Genomic DNA, 17,740 nt, shown 5'->3' with positions numbered 1-17,740 from the left:
TCAGCCGGAAGCCCGCCCGGCTGGAGCCGGGGCAGGCCCCCGGCGGGGCTTCTCCGGGTCCGATCTGGGTCCGGAAGGACGGTGAAACCCCGTGAACCAAGACCGCACCGCAGCCCCGGACCGAGACACGGATCAGATCCGGACGCCGAACTGGAAGGGCATGTCGGCCATCGACTCGTTGCGGACGAACGCGCCGGTGTGCGGGGCGTGCAGCACCTGGCCGTTGCCGGCGTAGAGGCCGACGTGATGCTGGTCGCCGTAGAAGATGACCAGGTCGCCGACCTGTAGATCACTCTGCGAGTAGATGCGGGTGCCCGCGTTGGCCTGGGCCTGCGAGGTGCGCGGAATGGTCACGTCGGCCTGGGCGTACGCCCAGGAGGTGAGGCCCGAGCAGTCGAAGGTGTTGGGGCCGGAGTGGGCGTACGCGTACGGTGATCCGATCACGCTCTGGGCGGCGGCGAACGCGGCGGCGGCGCGTCCCGAGGCGGCCTTGGTGGTGCCGAGGTCGACCCGCTCGTCGGCGCGGGTGGCCCGCTGCTGGTCCTGGGTGGCCAGCGCCGCCTTCTCCTGTGTCGTCAGCGTGTTCAGGAGCTTCTGCGCCGCGCCCAGCTTGCTCTGGACTTCCTTCTTCCTGCTCGCGAGTTTGGTCCGGGTGTCGGCGAGGTCCTTGAGCTTCGCGGAGGCCTCGGAGCGCTGCTGGGCGAGCGAACGCTGCTTCTCCTGGACCTTCTTGAGCGACTCGGCCTGCTGAGCGGTCAGCTGGTCCATGGCCGAGGCCTTGTCCAGGAAGTCGTCCGGGTTCGAGGAGAGGAAGAGCGCCACGGAGGGGTCGATGCCGCCGGTGCGGTACTGGGCACTGGCCATCGAGCCGAGGCCGTCGCGGAGCTGATTGAGCGCGTCCTGGCCGCGGGCGACGTTGTCCTGCAGGGAGTTGATCTCCTTCTGCAGTTCCTTCTGCTTCTCCTGGGCGCCGTCGAGCTTCTCCGTGGCCTGCTCGGCCTCCTGGTAGAGCTTGTCGACCTTGGTCTTGACCTCGTCCTTGTCGGGCTTCTCGGACGGCGCGGCATTGGCGACGTTGGCACTGAGGGCAACGGCGGCAGCGGCGGCTGTGGTGAGCACGGTCACACGGGTGCGGCTCGGCTGCTTGGGTCGACGGTGGGACGCCACGAAAGCGAGCTCCTTCTTCTTTCGGCCGCCTGCCGAAATACGCCGACGAGCGGTGATCCTTTGCTGTCACCCCAGCGAGTGAACAACCGAGCAAAGGTTCGGGTGGCGACTGTAGTGACTCAGTCTTCATTAGAGCAAGTGGCGTTGTAATGCCGGATGTTGAGTGACAGAGACGAGTGACGGCTCCCTTCGGGGTGTTGCCGGTGAGGCGGCAGGTGTTGATTGGATTCGACCGGTCAAGGCGACACTCTCGGCTGATGTGCGAAATCCCGGGCACTCGCGCGGCCGGTTGTTGAGCTTCGTCGCGATGGCGTCAAGCTCGTCCTGGCTGAACGTCGACAGGTTTGTTCCTTTGGGCAGATACTGCCGGAGCAGCTTCTCGATCGGTCGGGCGTCGGTGATCTGTGAACGCCACTGGCCTTTCACCGTGTGGTGCTTGTTCTTCCGGATCGGGCGGCCGGTTCGAACGCGCCTGCACAGTTCGCGGGGACCACCTGTCAGCGGGTGGTGTGGATCGTCCGGTGGATCGTCTCGTGGGTGATCTGCGTCCGCGGGTCGTCCCCGTGATGCAGACGCAGGTGCCCGACGATCTGTTCGGGCGACCACTCCTCCGGCAGCAGGGGCAGCGCCGTCTGCCTCCAACCGGCAGCGTCGCTCTGGCCGGTTGGATCCGAGTCCGTCAAAGCGGATCTGGTTCAGCGGGAACCTTCGGCCGGTTGCCGGACACGTATAGAGCATGGAACTGAATGACGCTGGTCCCGCCGTACAGGTCGGAGGGATATCTGATCGAGAACTGTGGGCGAGGGCCGTCGACGGCGACCGGGAGGCGTTCGGTCGGATCTTCGACCGTCACGGGAAGACCGTCTACAACCACCTGTTCCGGCGGACGGCCGACTGGTCCGAGGCCGAAGACCTCACGTCGACCGTGTTCTTGCATGCCTGGCGTCGGCGATCGGAGACGGTGCTGGACCGCGACTCGGCCCTGCCGTGGTTGCTGGGCATCGCCGACCGCCTGCTGTCGAACACCAGGCGGCGGCTGAGGCGGGCCGAGGCGTTGCTGCGCCGGCTCGTCTCGCACGACGAGTCGGTGGGCGACCACGCGGACCGCGTCGCCGTCCTGGTCGACGACGCGCGTCGTATGTCGGAGATCCACCGGGCGCTGGCTCGGCTGCCGCGCCACGAACGCGAGGTCGTCGAGCTCTGCGTGTGGTCGGGCCTGGATCAGCAGGCGGCTGCGGCAACGCTGGAGGTGGCGGTCGGGACCGTGAAGTCCAGACTGCACCGGGCGCGGCGGAGGCTGGGGGCCGACCTCGTCGGCAGATCCACGGTTCCGGCGTCATTCAGTTCGAGGAGTCCCGTCAACGCGGAAGAGGTCGCACGATGAATGACATGCCGGGCATTCCCGCGGCTCCTTCCGATCGTGATCTGCCGAACCACCGGCGGACCCGAGAGGAGCTACTGATGAAGATCGATCCAGAGGACAACCGTGCTTCGCTGCGACGCAGGTGGGGAGTGCCGCTGGGTGTTGCCACCGGCGTCGCGGCGGTGAGCGTCGCGGCCGTGGCCGTCTTCAGCGGGGTAGGGGATGCCAAGCCGCTTCTCGCCGGTCCTGCCGGAAACCCGACGAGCGCCGCCGCACCACCGAGTCCGATCACAACGCGTGGCTCCACGTCGGCCGGAGCCGGGTCGGCGCCGTCGTCGACTCGCACGACTTCCACCCCGGACGCGTTCGCCGTCACCAGTGGGACGACGAGCCCGATCGACGCGGGGACCGTCGCCAAGATCCTGGCCTCCTGCCTGGGCTCGGATGCCTCGAGCTACCACGCGGTGGTCGCGGCCCGCGCTCCCATCGCCTCGCGGGACGGGGACGGTGTGGTCGTCGCCGTCAACTCCGCCGATCAGTACGTGCAATGCCAGTCGAAGGGCGACAAGGGCAACAGTCAGGATTCCCCGCCCACGTTCATCAACAATCGCCTGTGGGGCACCGGTCGTACGATCGAGTATTTCGACTCCATTAGCGAGGCCACCGGCAAGGGGCGATATCTCATGTTGGGCGCCGGGCATTACACATCCGACATTGCCAAGATCGCCATCAGCTACGGCGATAATCCGAAGCAGTACCCGGCTGTCATGGCAGGCGGCGCGTTCGTCTACGCGGCGGCTCTCTCCGTCGACAACCCCGGCTCGCACTATGCGGGCCCGAGTCCCTACGTCCATGCCTACAACGCATCCGGTGAGGAGATCTACAACCAGGAGAAGGACCCGCAGTTCACCAACGACCGGTAAATGGGCCATTCGGTCGACCTTATTGCTGCCCGGCGAATCCGAAGGACTACGCGCCGGTCTCGCCGGCGCTGAGGATGAGCTCGCCCAGATCGGCAGGCGTTCCCGCAAGCAAACGGTCGTCGGTCTCGGTATGCCTACGGCCTGGAGCGAAGATCGTCGAGTGCCGTGCAGATCGGGCGGACGCCGGCGCTCTCGGCGGCAACTGGCGCGAGCTGCCTATCGAGCGGATCCGTGAACTACGGCGTCACAAGAACCTGACAGCCCATCTGGAGAGGCTTCTCAGCCATCTGCAGTCCGGCTACGACGGCTGCTCACCGTTGTCGAAGGCGGCGGCGACAGGCCGGCCGACCGATGCCGCGTACCACCACCGCCCCGGCCGAAAGCACCGGAGCGGGTCACCGGACCGGGTTCCGGACCACTGCCGACCTCGCCTTCCTCGCCTACGCGATGAAGGCCCCGGCCCACCCGCCCGGCAGTCAGCCGGCGGGCAGGCAGGGAAGCGGTAGACGAGGGAGCGCCGACGGCCTCGGCAGGGTTGCAGGTGGGGGGCAACTGATCATGGAAAAGCCGAGATCGGTGCCGTGTGACACGGCGCCTGCCTTGCCGGTGAAGGGTGCACGTGCACGGACGGTCGATGGCGGACAAGGGAGGGGGAAGACATGAACGGCAGTGCACGCACCGCGGCGCCGAAGCGGCTGGCCGCGCGCTGGCGCACCAGCCCATCGTTGTGACGCCCCGAAACCCGCCTCCCGCCCTCGCGGGCACGCCCACCGGGCCCGCGACGGCGTTCGGGCAGCCGGGCTGCCAAGGCCGCGCCCAAGTGCAGGAGTTGACGGAGTTCGTGCGCAGCCGGGGCCGCCCCCGATCGTGTCCCGGCTGCGGGGTGCGGCCGATGGCGTTCACCGTCCCGTGGATGGACGTCTGCTCGGAGAGCCCGCACGGCGCGGGGCTTGACGTGTGAGGTCCGATGCCGTGTCATCGTGAAAGAGACAACGACGACGGGTGACGCGATGGTGACAGAGGGGAATGGCGGCCCCGGTGCCGAACCCGCACGCGACAATGTGAGCCCACAGCCCAACGCTCCGAAACCTCCACCCGAGCAAGACAGTTGGGCTGCAGACAACGTACCCGTGATCATCCTGGCTCTCATCGTCCTGGTGCTGGGGATCGCGGGCATGGCGTCCAACGGCAGCGTCACCTGCCCCGGCGGAGCCACCAGCTGCGGCACTCCCTGAAACAACGCCACCGCATCTCAACATCGGGCGCCTGACGATCAGGCTGAGGGCGGACGCCGGTAGAAGCGTGGCGATGCAGCACGCGCTCTCACCATCGCGCACCAGGCACTCCGGCCAGGAGCTCTGACTGCTGCTGCCGGGCTGATTCGGCCCCGCGCGTCCGCGGGACGTAAGCCACCGCCTGCTGCGGCAGTGCTCGTGCTGCCGTCGTGGGGTTGTGGGTGAGGACCCGCAGCCGCCACAGTGCGGGTCCTCACCACTGTCCTGGGAGGTGTGGACAAATGGCAGGGTCGAACAGCTGTGCCAGGTGGGCTGGTCGGTAGCCGCCGCTCTGTGACGACGACTGCTTGGTGATCTGCTTGCCATCGGTACCCAGCACGTACCACTTGGCGCCGAAGGCGTCGATCCCCTGGCCGTTGGTCTGCCCGGCCTCTGTGTCGTCGGCGAACGTGTAGAGCGGGTGACCGTTGTACGTCACCTGCTTCGAGCCGTCGCTGCGCGTGATGGCCGAGAGGAGTTTGCTGTTGACGCCGCCCTTGGCGATCGTCTTTCCGTTCGCCTTCAACGGCGGCCAGGCCTTGGCGCAGTCCCACGCAGGCCCACTGACAACGCGGTCCTTGATGTTGCCGGAGGACGGCATGCGCACGTGCTGGTGGACGGACTGGCAGCACTGGTTCTGACGCTGAAGCGGTAGCGGTCAACGAACTCCTGCCAGCCGCTGACATTGCCTTGACCAGTGGATTTGTGTGGCTGGGAGTGGCCGTACTGATCGACTGGGGTGGGAAGCATGACGCACGACGAATGCGCGGACCGCTGCGAGGAGTTCTTCGTTGTGAGCGGGTTCACGCAGGTCCGGAAGCTGTCCGAAGCCGGCCTGGAGGAGCTTGGGCCCGATCCGGTGCTCTACCGGTGGCTCGGCCTGGCACACGCGGCGGAGGATGAGGACGACCACGATGCCGAGGCGGAGAAGGCCTACGAGTCCGGGCTCGCACAGTGGCCCGACGACCTCGGACTGCTCGTCTCCTAAATGGAGTTGTGCCTGCGGGCCGACGGCTGGACGTACCCGGGGCGTAGCGGTCGAGCTGTCGTGCTCAAGGAGCGGATCGCTGCCCTGGCTCCGGCGGGTTCGCCGGAAGCGGCGCGGGTGGAGGACGCGCTCGGCTGGGCCGGGCGCGGCTACTGGCAGGACGTACGGGAGAGGGCGGCCACCGTGCGGGCCGAGCGGGCCGCTTTGACGTCCCGCAGCGCTGATGTGGCAGAAGCGCTGGAGCGGGGCGGGCAGGCGCCCGCGCATCCCGAGGGCCTGCGGGCCGCCGAGGTGGCGGCCGCGCTGGAGTTGCTGGCCGGTCCGTGGCGGGCCCCGCTCCGGCTCATGGTCCGTCATCGGGTGGCCGCATACGTCGCCACGTTCGTGTTCTCCTGAAGGTGATCGTCGTGCGTGCTGTAACGCTGGACTCCGTACCCGCCGTCCCTGTCGTGAGCGATGTCGACGTCCCGCGCCCGGAGGCCGGCGAACTGCTGGTGAAGGTGGCCGCCTCGTCGGTGAACGGCTTCGACGCCGCCACCGCGGCCGGCTACCTCCAGGGCATGATGGAGCACCGCTTCCCCCTCGTGGCCGGCAAGGACTTCGCCGGCACCGTCGAGGCCCTCGGCGAGGGTGTCGACGGCTTCGCGGTCGGCGACACGGTCTTCGGCGTGGTGATGAAGCCGTTCCTGGGCACCGGATCGCTGGCCCAGTACGTCACCGTCCCCGCCGGCTACGGCGTGGCCCCGGTCCCTGAGGGCCTTGGCGTCCAGGACGCCGGCGCGCTCGGCCTGGCCGGCACCGCCGCGCTGGACAGCGTCAACGCCGTGGCGCCCGACAAGGACGAGACGGTCCTCATCTCCGGCGCCACCGGCGGCGTCGGCGCGCTCGCCGTGCAGATCGCAGCCACCCGCGGCGCCCGCGTGATCGCCACCGCCCGCCCCGGCGCCGAGGCCGACTTCGTCACCGCCCTCACCGACGCCGACCTCCACGTGGTCGACTACACCGGCGACCTCGACGCCCAGGTCCGCGCCCTCGCCCCGAACGGAGTGGACGCGGTCCTGCACCTGGCCGGCGACGGCGCCCAGCTCGCGGGCCGCTGCGTCCGGGCGGACGGATCGCCTCCACCCTCGGTTTCGGCTCCGACGCCGTCCAGGGCCAGGACGTCACCGCCCACGCGGTGATGGCCGACGCCGACGCGCAGACCCTCACCGCACTCGCCGCCGACGCCGCCTCGGGCGCGCTGCGCGTCCCGGTCACCGCCACCTACCCGCTGGAGCAGGCCCCCGAGGCGTTCGCCGCCTTCGGCTCCGGCGCGCTCGGCAAGCTCGCCGTCACCTGCTCCTGACCCTCGCCCCTTCCGCGGTCCGTCGCCCTGCCGGCGGGCCGCACTCTCCTGACCGCGGACGACCCGCCCCGACTCGAAGGAACCCCAACCCCGTGAACGTCTTCCTGTGGATCGTGCAGGCCCTGCTCGCCGCCATGTTCGCCATGGCCGGTGTCATGAAGGCCACCCAGCCCAAGGACAAGCTCGTCGAGAAGCTGCCCTGGGCCTGATCCTCCCCGCCGCTACGGGAATCGCCCCCGTCCTCACCCCGCTGGCCGCCACCGGGCTCGCCGTCACCATGGTCCTGGCCGCGATCACCCACGCCCGCCGCAAGGAACCCTCCGCGATCGCCTTCAACGCCGTCCTGCTGATCCTGGCCGCGCTGGTCGCCTGGGGCCGGTTCGGCCCCTACTCCTTCTGACCCCGCCGTCCAGCAGCCCCGGGCCGGACCGCAACCCGCGGACCGGCCCCGGGACACAGCCCCCGCTCACTCCACCGGCAAGGAGCCACCCTGATGCGCGTCACCGTCCTCGGCGCGACCGGCGGCATCGGCCGCCTCACCGTCCAGCATCTGCTGGACGCGGGCCACCACGTCACCGCCCTCGTCCGCACCCCCGACAAGCTCACCCGCGCCCAGCTCACCCACCCGGACCTGACCGTCACCACCGGACAGCTGTCCGACCCGGCGGCCGTACGGGCGGCCGTGGCAGGCGCCGACGCGGTGATCAGCGCCCTCGGCCCGTCCCTGAGCCGCTCCGCCACCGGCACCCCGCTGACCGAGGGCACCCGGAACATCGTGCAGGCGATGAACGAGGAGAAGGTGACCCGCTTCATCGGCCTGGCCACCCCCTCACTGGCCGACCCGAGGGACAAGCCGCACTGGAAGCACAAGGTGCTGCCCGTCATGGCCAGGCTGATGTTCCCCAACGCGCTCGCCGAGCTCACCGGCATGACCGCGGCCGTCACCGACTCCGGCCTCGACTACACCATCGCCCGGATCACCAACCCGACACCCTGCGCCTCGGCCTGACCAGTCACTTCTACGTCGGCAAGACGTCCCAGGACGCCCGCCGGGACCTGTACCCGTACTACCGCGAGTACCTACGGCCCACGACCCCCGGCGGGCGCGGCTGGCTGGTCGGCCCCGACCAGTTCGAGGCCGTCTCCAGCCCCTTCGGCGCCCTGATGACAGGCAGCCCGCAGGAAGTCATCGACAAGATCCTCACCGAACGCGAACTGCTCGGCGCGGACCGCTTCATGGGCCAGATCGACTTCGGCGGCATGCCCCACCACATGGTCAGCGACTCCATCGAACTCCTCGCCACCGAAGTCGCCCCCGCCATCCGCAAGGAGACGGAGCGCCGTTGATCCCCCTGCGGGGAGAACACGGCTCGGCACAGCTCAAGTCGTCCTCCCCGATCACGTCGTGGGCCTGGGCGGGAACTGCCTCTCACCGCCCCTCAGCGCCCCGTCGTCGGCCCGGCGAGTTCGAAGACGCCGTAGCCGAATCCCTGGGCGCTGAGGGTGTCGGCGTCGACCCGGATACCGGTGGCTTCCAGGGAGCGGGCGTCCGCGGCGCCGTCGTACCGGCAACTCGCCTGATCCCGGCGGGGGTTGACCACGACGAGATACCGGCCGCCCCGCACGTACACGAACGGATACCCGGCGTGCACCACCTCGACCGAGCCGCCCGGCCCCAGCTCCGGGGTGCTGGTTCGCAACGCGACGAGGCGTCGTACGAGATGCAGGAGCGAGGTGTCGTCGGCCCGTTGGGCGGCGACCGTCGGGCGGTCAGGGGACGGGTCGACCGGGAGGTAGAGGCGATCGGCGGGGGCTGTGGAGAAGCCGGCGTTGGGGCTGTCGTCCCACTGCATCGGTGTACGGGAACCCGCGCGGTTGTAGCGCGGCCCCAGCACGCTGCCCTCCTTCTCGGGCAGTCCCGGAAGGAAACGCATACCGATCTCGTCGCCGTAGTAGATCGCCGGAAGGGTCGGCCAGGTCAGCTGGAAGGCGAAGGCGGCGGGTAGCTGACCGGCCGTGCGGGGGCCGCAGTTGAGGCGGGAGAAGTCGTGGTTGGCGGTCGGGAGCGCGACGAAACCGTCCTCGCCGAGTGCGGAGACCGCACTGCGCCAGGCTTCCACGAAGGGGCGCGGGGAGCCGCGGCCCTCGACGTCGAAGAAGCAGTCGAGCGGGTCCCAGGCCTCGTTGACCGTGCCCTCGCCGTTGCTCCAGAGCGAGCGCAGGGCGCGCCCGTCGGTGGGACCGCCGAACTGGAGGAAGAAGTCCGCGTGGAACCCGGCGGGGACGGACACCTCGGGTTCGCCCCACTCCGAGAGCAGCACGGCGTCCGGATGCGCGCGGTCCAGCCAGTGCCGCAACTCCGTCCAGATCGCGGCCGTTTCCCTCTTGTCCGGGTCGTCCTTCACGAGCGAGGCGGCCATGTCCACGCGGAAGCCGGACAGTCCGAGGCCGAGCCAGTGGTCGATGACCGTGCGCAGCGCGGCACGGTTGGCCCGCGGGCCCTCCGCGTCGACCGGCCGGCGCCAGGGCTCGGCCGGATCGGCGCGCCCGTAACCGAAGTTGAGAGCGGGCTGGAACGCGAAGAAGTTCGGCAGGTACGCCCCCGGGCGCGTCCCGGGGGAGGGGACGAAACCGGCCGGGGAGCCCTCGGGCGCCCAGATGTACCGGTCGTCGGCCGGATCGTCCATCGCGCTCCGGAACCAGGGGTGTTGGTCGGAGGTGTGCCCCGCGACGAGGTCGAGGAGTACGCGGATGCCGCGGCGGCTCGCCTCGTCGACGAGGCGGGCGAGGTCGTCGGACGAGCCGTAGCGGGGCGCGACGTCCAGGTAGTCGGCGACGTCGTATCCGGCGTCGCCGAACGGGGACACGAAACAGGGGTTGAGCCATACGGTGTTGACGCCCAGCCACGCGAGGTGGTCGAGGCGCTCGGTGATTCCGTCGAAGTCGCCGATGCCGTCGCCGTTCGAGTCGGCGAACGACTGCGGGTAGATCTGGTAGAAGACGGCGTCGGCCAGCCAGGCGGGGGCGGGGCGGAACGAGGTCATGCCCGGGACGATAGATCAGCACCCGCCGCGACCGCTGCCTCACAGGCGGTCGTTCGGCTGATGTTCGACTCATTCCGCCGACACGGGGGTCATCCCTGCCGAGCAGGCACCTTCCGCACCCTGGGACCCGATCCGAACCACAGCCCCTAAGCTCGGCGAGATGTTCACCCCGCAAGGTCCCACCCTCCGCGAACTGGCCGTGCAGGCCCTCTCGTCGATCGAGCACGGCTACGACCTGCTCGCACCCAAGTTCGACCACACGCCGTTCCGGACTCCGGACGCGATCCTCGAAGCGGTGGGGCGGGCCCTCGCGCCGATGGGACCGTTCGGCGCGGGACTCGACCTGTGCTGCGGCACCGGCGCGGGCATGGAGGTCCTGCGAGGGCTGTGCCGGGAGAGCGTCACCGGCGTCGACGTCAGCGCGGGCATGCTGACGGTCGGACGCTCGCGGCTCGGCGCCGGCGGCCCACAGTCCCTGGCGGGGGCGCGCGACGACGGGTCATCGTCCCTGGCCGGGACGCGCGGCGACGGGGTGCCGTCCCTGGCCGGGACATGCGGCGACGGGGTGCCGTCCCCGGCCGGGACACGCGATGGCGGGGTGCCGTCCCCGGCGGCGAGGCGCGACGGCGGATCACCGTCGCCTGGGGCGTGGTGCGGCGGTGGCACGCCGTCGGTCGCCTGGGTGCGTGGAGATGCCCGCGCTCTCCCCTTCGGGCCCGCGTTCGACCTGGTCGTGAGCCTCGGCGCCTTCGGGCACTTCCTGCCGCGCGAGCTGCCCGGCCTGTTCGCCGGGGTCCACGCCGTCCTGCGCCCCGGCGGACGCTTCGCGTTCCCGGTCGTGGCTCCGCCGCGGCCCAGCTCGCCCTGGTACTGGGCCCTGCTGGGCTTCGACACGGTGATGCGGGTGCGCAACGCCGTCCGGCGCCCGACCTTCGTCATGTACTACCGCGCGTTCCGGCTCGGCGACGTGCGGCGGGAGCTGGCGCGGGCCGGATTCCGGACGGAGCTCCACGCACTGACCGAGTTCGGCACCCGACGGGACGGCAGTCCACGGGCCCGGATGGTCGTGGCCACCCGCGAAGGCACCTCCGGAAGCTCCACCGGCGCCGCGTGACGGGCGGCGGGCCCGGGGGGCTCTCCGGCCCGGGACGGACGCCGGTCCACGTCCACGCCCCTCCTCGGCGGACGTGCCGAGGAGGGGACGCGGGACCGACGTCCGCGGGGGCGGTCGCCCGTCAGGCGCGGATGAACGCGAGCAGGTCGGCGTTGAAGGCCTGCTCGAACTCGCCCACCAGGCCGTGCGGGGCACCTGGATACACCTTCAGCGTCGCGTCCTTGACCAGCTGAGCCGTCTTGAGGGCGGCGGCGCCGATCGGCACGATCTGGTCGTCGTCGCCGTGCGCGATGAGCGTCGGGACGTCGATCTTCGCGAGGTCCTCGGTGAAGTCGGTCTCCGAGAACTGCTCGACGCAGTCGTACGCCGCCTTCAGCCCGGCCCGCATGCTCTGCAGCCAGAACTCGTCGCGCTTGCCCCGCGAGACCGTGGCGCCCTCGCGGTCGGCACCGTAGAAGGGCGTGCTCAGCTCCTGATAGAACTGCGACCGGTCCGCCGCGACCCCGGCGCGGATGCCGTCGAAGGCGTCGATGGGCGTGCCCTCCGGATTCGTGTCCGTCTTCAGCATCAGCGGCGGAACCGCGCCGAGCAGGACCGCCTTGGCGACCCGTGCGGTGCCGTGCCGGCCGATGTAACGGGTCACCTCGCCGCCGCCCGTCGAGTGCCCGACCAGGATCACGTCGTCGAGGCCGAGCGACTCGATGAGCTCGGCCAGGTCGTCGGCGTACTGGTCCATGCTGTTGCCCTGCCACGGCTGGGCGGAGCGGCCGTGCCCGCGGCGGTCGTGCGCGATGCCGCGGAAGCCGTTCTCGGCGACCAGCCGCAACTGCCCTTCCCAGGCGTCCGCGTTGAGCGGCCAGCCGTGGCTGAAGACGACGGGCTGCCCGCTGCCCAGGTCCTTGTAGAAGATGTCGGTGCCGTCGGACGTCGTGAACGTGCTCATGCGTGCTCCCTTGCGATTCATGGTGCGAAGCGGCTTGCGGGCGCCGGACGGTGGCTGCGGTCAGATGATCCGTCTCGCCGCCACCGGCCACCGGCGCGCGCGTTCACTCGGCGGCTGGAAGCGTGAACTCATACACCAGGGCGTCCTGTTGGGCGTCAACGGTCAGGTCGGTGATCTCGAGCGGCCGGTCGTACTGGTCGTGCACGCGCCGGGTGACCCGTACCGACTGCGGGAGCCGGGTGATCGCGTCCCGGTGATGCAGGGTCAGACCCGCCTTGCGCATCCAGTCGTAGGCACGTGAGAGCTGCGCCGAGGCGTGGCCGTCCGCGCGGTCGCGGTAGCGGGCGAGCTCCTCGACCTCGGTCACCGCGATCGCGGAGAAGGACGTCACGGCCGAGCGCAGTCCGCTGCCGTCGGCGGCGGCCGACTCGTAGCGGTGCACCAACGTCGCCCGAAGCGGGGCGAGTCCGAGGGCCTCGGCGTGCTCCGGCGGGGGAGCCTCCCAGGTCACGGTGGTGCGGCGGCACCCGTCGGGTTCGCCGGTGTGCGCGCCGACGGGGAAGTCGAGGGACGGGACGTGCTCGGCGCCGGTGCCGGACAGCGTCGCATGGCTGCCACGCCGGTCGGTGGAGACCTGGCCGTCGCGCCGCAGCATCTGCAACGCCTGGCGTACGGTCTCCCGGCTGACGCCGAACCGGGTGGACAACTCGCGTTCTCCCGGCAGGCGTTCGCCGGGCGGGATGGTCCCGTCGCGCAGCTCGCCGAGCAGTTGTGCGGCGATCCGCGCGTAGAGCGGTTCGTGGTCGGACGGATGGGTGGTGCGGGCCATGTCCGCGCCTCCTGCGTGGTGACAAAACGTAGCCGCGTGGGCTCAGTGCGCCACCACATCTAGCATTGGTCTAAACCACCAGGAAAGGGTGCCCGGATACTTCGGCCGATTTCAGTCCGCGCCCCTGGTCGGCCCGGAGCGCGCTCGGAGCATGCGGCACAGGGCGCCGGCGAGCGCAGACTCCCTTGGGTCCACTGCGATGCGCGGGCCCCGTGGCCCGTCACATACTCCGCCAGGATCCCGCTTCCGGGCCCACGAGATCGCGAGACCCGCCGAACCCGCCGTGTCCGAAACCCCTCGGGCCGCGCGCATACGGGCTGTTGACCAGCCTGCCCGGGCCACAAGGAAGCCGCGCGAACTGAACGAACCGCGGCCCCCGCCCGCCGCCGGGAAACGGCTGGCGAGTGGAGGGGCCGCGGCCCGCCGTTCCGGGCTCGTGACTGTCGGACCGGTCCGTTACGAGTTCCTCGGGCGCCATTCCGTAGCCGGTCTCGGCGTCGACGGTGACCGGTACGTCGGCGGAGGCCGCGATGCGCTGGGCGACGAACATCATCTGTTCGCTCGGGGCGCCCTCGCCGTCGTGGCCCAGAGCGGTGGCGATGGCGTTGCTCGCGGTGGCGACCACCGGGAAGCCCGCGTCGACGACGGTGCGGGCGCTGCCCACGTCCCAGGCGTTCGGCGACACCAGCGGAGCGCCCGGGATGCGCGGGGAACGAAGCGGTTCGGCCTTGTCGGCTTGATCGGACATAGCGGGCTCAGTCGACCAGCGCGCCGGCGGACAGATTGGCGACTGTTCCCGTCATGGCCCCAGCTCGGTCCGAAGCCAGGAACGCGGCCGTCTCCGCGATTTCGGAGAGTGTGGGCAGCCTCTTCAAGAGCGTGCCCTGCGCCATCCCCCCGCCTTCGAGCATTTCCTGGACCGACTGCCCGCCCGCTGCCGCCATTTGCTTGAAGAGGTCCTTGGTGTACGAACCCGCTGCCGGCGCGTCGACGACGGCGTGTGGACGGATGCAGACAACCCGGATGTTGCTGGGGGCCAGCTCCGCGGCCAGAACCCGCGAGAAGGCCTCCTTGCCGGCCGCGCTCACGCTGTGCCCCAAGATGCCGCCCACAGCCAGTTTGGAACCCGGCTCGGACAACGTCAGGATGACGCCTGGACGCTCCCTGCCCATGTGCTGCGCCACGGCCTTGCTGGTGATGAACAGCGTCCGCAGAAACCCGTCGATCGGCCGCATGAACTCCTCCAGCGAGAGGTCCGCCAGCACGGTCCCCTGGTCGTGCATGACACTCACGGCGTTGAGGGCGATGTCGATGCCGCCGGCCGTCGCCGCGACTGCGTCGGCGTGCTTTTCGACCGCCTCTTGATCGAGTACGTCGACTTGAGCGGTCTCCACTGTTCCGCCCATGGCGGCGATATCACGCGCCACGACGTCGAGCTTCGCCTGCGTCCGCCCGGCGATGAAGACCTTCGCGCCTTCCCGGGCGAATACCCGTGCGATTGCGCCGCCGATAGCGCCCCCGCCTCCGTAGATCACAGCGTTCTTGTCGTCAAGCAGCGACCCACTCATGTGTGTCCTCCAGAGGTGAATGACTCTTCCGAATGAATACGCCGACGCCGACACCGATCCTGGAGGTCGCCGGAGATGTCGCCAGATGTGGCCGGAGATCCGTTCCGGCGGCCTGTTGGTCAGTCGCGTTTCTGACGCTGGATCTGTTCCGCGATGCGCTTGATGCGGTTCAGTCGCGCGTCCCAGTTCCTGCCCACCTCGTTCAGTTGCCGGACGGCGCGGGCGAGTTGGGCCTCGTCGACTTCGTAGCGCCGCTCGCGGCCCGTAGGTGTCGCGTGCACGAGGCCTGCGCGGTCGAGGACGCCCAGGTGCTTGGTGACCGCCTGGCGGGAGATCGGGAGACGATCGCTCAGGCTGGTCGGCGTACCGACTCCTTCCGCGAGCAGCAGGTCGAGCAGGCGGCGCCTGATCGGGTCGCCTATCGCCGACCAGAGTTCGTCGTCGAAGGCGATGGTCATCGCGCCACCACGGAAGGGGCGTAGCCCCGCAGTCGGGGCAGGAACATGTCCCAGCCGCGCTCGTGGTCGTGGAAGGCCTCTTCGAGTACGGCGGCCTCCCAGCCCTTCTCCCGCCAGCCGCTCTCGGTCAGGCGCAGGATCGTGCCGTCACCGGAGGGCTCGAGCTCGATGGTGACGAGGAGGGAGTTGTCCGCGTCGGGCACCTGGCCGCCAGGAGCGACCCAGCGGAACGCGAACCTGCGGGGCGGATCCACGTCGACCACCGTGAACGCTTCGACCGCGGCGCGGTCGCCCCACACCAGTTCGCCGACCGCGCCTGGCGCGGGCTCGAACGACGCGTCGTCGGACCACCACATCCTGATGTGCTCGGGGCGGCTCACCACATCGAAGACGATCTCCGGTGCCGCGTCGATGCGGATCTCGCGCTCCAGCTTTCCGAACTCCACCACGGACCTCCAATAAGCAACCATCGGTTGCGTATAACGATAGTCACGGTACCGGCGATCCGCAACCTTGTGTTGCGTGATCGACGGGACGGCTCGGCTCCGGGGACGGCCGGTGGGAGTGGTGGCGGGCTCATCCGCGTCTGTCGCGAGGGGATCCGGGTGAAGGAGTGGCGGCCGTGCCGCCGTACGGATCGCCGGGGCGCGACGGCACTATGCGCCGCGGCCGCGGGAGACCGCCGTCGGCCCGACCTCTTTGATGGCGCCGTGGGCGACGGGCGCCTGCGGCAGCTGTGGACAGTCCCCGGGGTCGGCGACCTGTTCGGCCGGCAGTTGTGACCGTGGCGTCCGCTTTCCGAAGATCCGCGCTGCCATGCCGTCGGCCGGCCTGCTCGGCAGGTGTCCCCGGCCGACGGCGAGGAGCCGGCTCAGTCCTGCGGAGCCGCGGCGAGCACCACGCGGCAGCCGGACCAGGCGGGTTGGCTCAGCAGGGGCCGGAATCGTGTGAACAGAGCCAGGAGTTCGGCTCCCCGTTTCTCTCGGAAGACGGAGTCGATGCGGGCAAGGTCAAGTTCGTTTGGCGGCGGACAGCTCGGCGAAGTCCCGGCGAAGGTGCGGCTCCGGAGTGTGGAGTTGACCTGTGAACCGATTCCGGAAGGCCCCGTCGGGATGCGCGAGCGGTCGGCGGACTCCTCGTCCGGAACCCGAACGAAGTAGTACGGCGACGGTCCGCGCCATTCGATCACTCGGCCGGAGAACACACACTCCATGTCAGCCATCCTGCCAGGGGAGGGAGGGCGCGTACGCCGAGGTGCTGTGCCAGTAGTCCCGGGTCTCCACCGCGCGTCCCGTCGCGTCGAAGCGGACGAAGACGCAGCCCGCGAGTGTCGAAGGGCGACCGTCCTCCTCCGCCAGGACACGGAACTCGGCGGCGGCGCGGCCGTCCTGGCCGATCACGGGCTCGGAGAAACGGACATCGGCCGTGGTCTCGGACGCGAAGGACCAGCGGATGTACGCGGCGAGCTCGTCCCGGCCACGATGGGGCTCCCGGAACGGCATGGAGCGGTGGACGCAGGTGTCGGAGTACAGCTCCAGGATCGCCTCGACGTCATGGTCCGCCCAGGCCCGCTCCCACACCCGTACGAAACGTCGTGCCGCGGTGGTCGTGTCCATCGCGGGCCTCAGACGCGGGCGGGCAGCCAGCGCAGCTGCGCGGCCTGCTGGTAGGGGCCGCCGCCCTCGTGGTCGTTGAAGTCGTACACCTCGATCTGCTTCTCCTCGCCCGCCCAGGCGTTGAAGGCCGCGAAGACCGTCGACGGCGGGCAGGTCTGGTCCTCCAGCGCCGCCGAGAACAGGGCGGGAGCCCGGCCGCGCGCGGCGAAGTGCACCCCGTCGAAGTAGGAGAGGGTGCGCCGCACTTGTTCGGTGCGGCCGCGGTGGGTCTTGAGGTAGTTGCCGATCTCCCGGTAGGGGGCGCGGTCCGTGAGCACCGTGGCGCGCGGGAAGTCGCACAGGAACGGCACGTCGGGAGCGATCGCCGCCAGGTCGGGCACCAGACCGCCCACCGCGATGCTGATGCCGCCGCCCTGGCTCCCGCCGAGCGCCGCGACGCGTGCCGCGTCGACCAGCGGATGCGAACGGGCCGCCTCCACGGCGCGGACCGCGTCCGTGAACAGCCGCCGGTAGTAGTAGTTTTCGGGGTCCTCGATACCCCGCGTCATGAACCCGGGGAACGCGGGCGCGCTGCCCACCGGGTCCGGGGTCTCGCCGCCGCCCCAGGCGCTCGCCTGGCCGCGCGTGTCCATCACGAAGTGCGCGAAGCCGGCCGAGGCCCACAGCAGATGTGTGTGCGGGAGCCCGCGCCCGCCGCCGTACCCGATGAACTCGACGACCGTGGGCAGCGGTGAGTTCGCCCAAGCCGGCACGGTCAGCCAGCCCTTGACCGGATGCCCGCCGAACCCGGCGAACGTGACGTCGTGGACCGCGACCGTCTTCAGCGGGATCTCGACCGGCGCGAAGCTGGGGGAGAGGTCGTACTCACGGGCTTCCTGGAGCGTCTTGGCCCAGAAGGAGTCGAAGTCCTCGGGTTCGGTGGACGCGCTGCGGTAGGTGCGGAGTTCGTCGAGAGGGAGGTCGAACAGGGCCATCGAGGACCACCTTTCGGCATACGGGTGCGCGGATGATCACACGGTACGTCCGCCCTCGGCGGCCCGCCACGGCCGCGCCGGGAACGAAGGCATTCTCGGCGCCGACCAGCCGCTCGCTCCTTCTCCGGGCAGTC

General features: G+C 70.2%; 22 protein-coding genes and 2 pseudogenes. 10 read left to right on the top strand and 14 right to left on the bottom strand.

Going from position 1 to position 17,740, the window contains the following annotated elements; translation table 11 throughout:
- Positions 1-132: 132 nt before the first annotated feature.
- From ACZ6KY_RS17650 to ACZ6KY_RS17640, 3 genes and pseudogenes are all read right to left on the bottom strand, one after another.
- Positions 133-1,167, bottom strand: coding sequence for a C40 family peptidase (locus tag ACZ6KY_RS17650; RefSeq protein WP_469311175.1), 1,035 nt, complete (start codon positions 1,165-1,167; stop codon positions 133-135).
- A gap of 129 nt (positions 1,168-1,296) precedes the next feature.
- A pseudogene (locus ACZ6KY_RS17645) lies at positions 1,297-1,551 on the bottom strand (hypothetical protein); the annotation flags it as partial.
- A 113-nt stretch (positions 1,552-1,664) separates the two neighbouring features.
- The gene (locus tag ACZ6KY_RS17640; protein ID WP_469311174.1) at positions 1,665-1,850 is read right to left on the bottom strand and encodes a hypothetical protein; all 186 of its coding nucleotides are present in this window, start codon (positions 1,848-1,850) and stop codon (positions 1,665-1,667) included.
- Between the two features lie 53 nt (positions 1,851-1,903).
- On the opposite strand from ACZ6KY_RS17640, the gene ACZ6KY_RS17635 reads away from it, so the two are divergent.
- Together ACZ6KY_RS17635 and ACZ6KY_RS17630 are read left to right on the top strand one after the other, a co-directional pair.
- A complete protein-coding gene (locus ACZ6KY_RS17635) occupies positions 1,904-2,551 on the top strand; it encodes an RNA polymerase sigma factor (RefSeq protein ID WP_389067402.1) in 648 nt (215 codons plus the stop codon).
- A gap of 77 nt (positions 2,552-2,628) precedes the next feature.
- On the top strand, positions 2,629-3,453 hold the full coding sequence (locus tag ACZ6KY_RS17630) for a hypothetical protein (protein ID WP_469311173.1): 825 nt from the start codon (positions 2,629-2,631) through the stop codon (positions 3,451-3,453).
- A gap of 1,488 nt (positions 3,454-4,941) precedes the next feature.
- Here the strand turns inward: ACZ6KY_RS17630 and ACZ6KY_RS17625 are convergent.
- Entirely contained in the window at positions 4,942-5,328 is a 387-nt protein-coding gene (locus tag ACZ6KY_RS17625) for a COG4315 family predicted lipoprotein (protein ID WP_469311172.1), read from the bottom strand.
- 147 nt (positions 5,329-5,475) lie between these two features.
- On the opposite strand from ACZ6KY_RS17625, the gene ACZ6KY_RS17620 reads away from it, so the two are divergent.
- The 7 genes from ACZ6KY_RS17620 to ACZ6KY_RS17590 all read left to right on the top strand — a co-directional run bounded on the left by ACZ6KY_RS17620 (position 5,476) and on the right by ACZ6KY_RS17590 (position 8,407).
- On the top strand, positions 5,476-5,715 hold the full coding sequence (locus ACZ6KY_RS17620) for a hypothetical protein (protein WP_469311171.1): 240 nt from the start codon (positions 5,476-5,478) through the stop codon (positions 5,713-5,715).
- Positions 5,716-6,111 (top strand): hypothetical protein, encoded by a 396-nt coding sequence (locus ACZ6KY_RS17615; protein WP_469311170.1) that lies wholly within the window; start codon positions 5,716-5,718, stop codon positions 6,109-6,111.
- An 11-nt stretch (positions 6,112-6,122) separates the two neighbouring features.
- The gene (locus ACZ6KY_RS17610) at positions 6,123-6,896 is read left to right on the top strand and encodes an alcohol dehydrogenase catalytic domain-containing protein (RefSeq protein WP_469311169.1); all 774 of its coding nucleotides are present in this window, start codon (positions 6,123-6,125) and stop codon (positions 6,894-6,896) included.
- Positions 6,896-7,060 (top strand): zinc-binding dehydrogenase, encoded by a 165-nt coding sequence (locus ACZ6KY_RS17605; RefSeq protein WP_469311168.1) that lies wholly within the window; start codon positions 6,896-6,898, stop codon positions 7,058-7,060. The genes ACZ6KY_RS17610 and ACZ6KY_RS17605 overlap by 1 nt, the downstream gene beginning before the upstream one ends.
- A 199-nt stretch (positions 7,061-7,259) precedes the next feature.
- Entirely contained in the window at positions 7,260-7,460 is a 201-nt protein-coding gene (locus tag ACZ6KY_RS17600; protein ID WP_469311307.1) for a DoxX family protein, read from the top strand.
- Between the two features lie 93 nt (positions 7,461-7,553).
- Positions 7,554-8,069 (top strand): NAD(P)-dependent oxidoreductase, encoded by a 516-nt coding sequence (locus ACZ6KY_RS17595; protein ID WP_469311167.1) that lies wholly within the window; start codon positions 7,554-7,556, stop codon positions 8,067-8,069.
- Positions 8,070-8,224: 155 nt separating this feature from the next.
- Complete coding sequence (locus ACZ6KY_RS17590) at positions 8,225-8,407, top strand: hypothetical protein (protein WP_469311166.1); 183 nt, start codon at positions 8,225-8,227, stop codon at positions 8,405-8,407.
- A 92-nt stretch (positions 8,408-8,499) separates the two neighbouring features.
- Here ACZ6KY_RS17590 and ACZ6KY_RS17585 read toward each other — a convergent pair whose 3' ends face one another.
- Positions 8,500-10,104, bottom strand: a complete 1,605-nt coding sequence (locus ACZ6KY_RS17585; RefSeq protein WP_469311165.1) for an alpha-amylase family glycosyl hydrolase — start codon at positions 10,102-10,104, stop codon at positions 8,500-8,502.
- A 160-nt stretch (positions 10,105-10,264) separates the two neighbouring features.
- Here ACZ6KY_RS17585 and ACZ6KY_RS17580 point away from each other — a divergent pair, with 160 nt between their 5' ends.
- Positions 10,265-11,218, top strand: a complete 954-nt coding sequence (locus ACZ6KY_RS17580; RefSeq protein ID WP_469311164.1) for a class I SAM-dependent methyltransferase — start codon at positions 10,265-10,267, stop codon at positions 11,216-11,218.
- Positions 11,219-11,339: 121 nt separating this feature from the next.
- On the opposite strand, the gene ACZ6KY_RS17575 is transcribed toward ACZ6KY_RS17580, so the two are convergent.
- The 9 genes and pseudogenes from ACZ6KY_RS17575 to ACZ6KY_RS17535 all read right to left on the bottom strand — a co-directional run bounded on the left by ACZ6KY_RS17575 (position 11,340) and on the right by ACZ6KY_RS17535 (position 17,606).
- Entirely contained in the window at positions 11,340-12,161 is an 822-nt protein-coding gene (locus tag ACZ6KY_RS17575) for an alpha/beta fold hydrolase (RefSeq protein ID WP_469311163.1), read from the bottom strand.
- A gap of 103 nt (positions 12,162-12,264) precedes the next feature.
- Positions 12,265-12,990, bottom strand: coding sequence for a GntR family transcriptional regulator (locus ACZ6KY_RS17570; RefSeq protein WP_469311162.1), 726 nt, complete (start codon positions 12,988-12,990; stop codon positions 12,265-12,267).
- A 220-nt stretch (positions 12,991-13,210) separates the two neighbouring features.
- Positions 13,211-13,738 (bottom strand): isocitrate lyase/phosphoenolpyruvate mutase family protein, encoded by a 528-nt coding sequence (locus ACZ6KY_RS17565; RefSeq protein ID WP_469311161.1) that lies wholly within the window; start codon positions 13,736-13,738, stop codon positions 13,211-13,213.
- A gap of 7 nt (positions 13,739-13,745) precedes the next feature.
- Positions 13,746-14,558 (bottom strand): SDR family NAD(P)-dependent oxidoreductase, encoded by an 813-nt coding sequence (locus ACZ6KY_RS17560; protein ID WP_469311160.1) that lies wholly within the window; start codon positions 14,556-14,558, stop codon positions 13,746-13,748.
- A 119-nt stretch (positions 14,559-14,677) separates the two neighbouring features.
- On the bottom strand, positions 14,678-15,016 hold the full coding sequence (locus tag ACZ6KY_RS17555; RefSeq protein ID WP_469311159.1) for an ArsR/SmtB family transcription factor: 339 nt from the start codon (positions 15,014-15,016) through the stop codon (positions 14,678-14,680).
- A complete protein-coding gene (locus tag ACZ6KY_RS17550; RefSeq protein ID WP_469311158.1) occupies positions 15,013-15,462 on the bottom strand; it encodes an SRPBCC domain-containing protein in 450 nt (149 codons plus the stop codon). Before ACZ6KY_RS17550 ends, ACZ6KY_RS17555 begins: the two co-directional genes overlap by 4 nt.
- A gap of 677 nt (positions 15,463-16,139) precedes the next feature.
- A pseudogene (locus ACZ6KY_RS17545) lies at positions 16,140-16,229 on the bottom strand (DUF1905 domain-containing protein); the annotation flags it as partial.
- Between the two features lies 1 nt (position 16,230).
- On the bottom strand, positions 16,231-16,632 hold the full coding sequence (locus tag ACZ6KY_RS17540; RefSeq protein WP_469311157.1) for a nuclear transport factor 2 family protein: 402 nt from the start codon (positions 16,630-16,632) through the stop codon (positions 16,231-16,233).
- Positions 16,633-16,640: 8 nt separating this feature from the next.
- Positions 16,641-17,606, bottom strand: coding sequence for an acetylxylan esterase (locus ACZ6KY_RS17535; protein WP_469311156.1), 966 nt, complete (start codon positions 17,604-17,606; stop codon positions 16,641-16,643).
- Between the last annotated feature and the right edge of the window lie 134 nt (positions 17,607-17,740).

Source organism: Streptomyces sp. NPDC042002 (genome assembly GCF_055588305.1).
The sequence above is the reverse complement of the archived record's forward strand: the minus strand, read 5'-3'. Positions and strand labels throughout refer to the sequence as shown.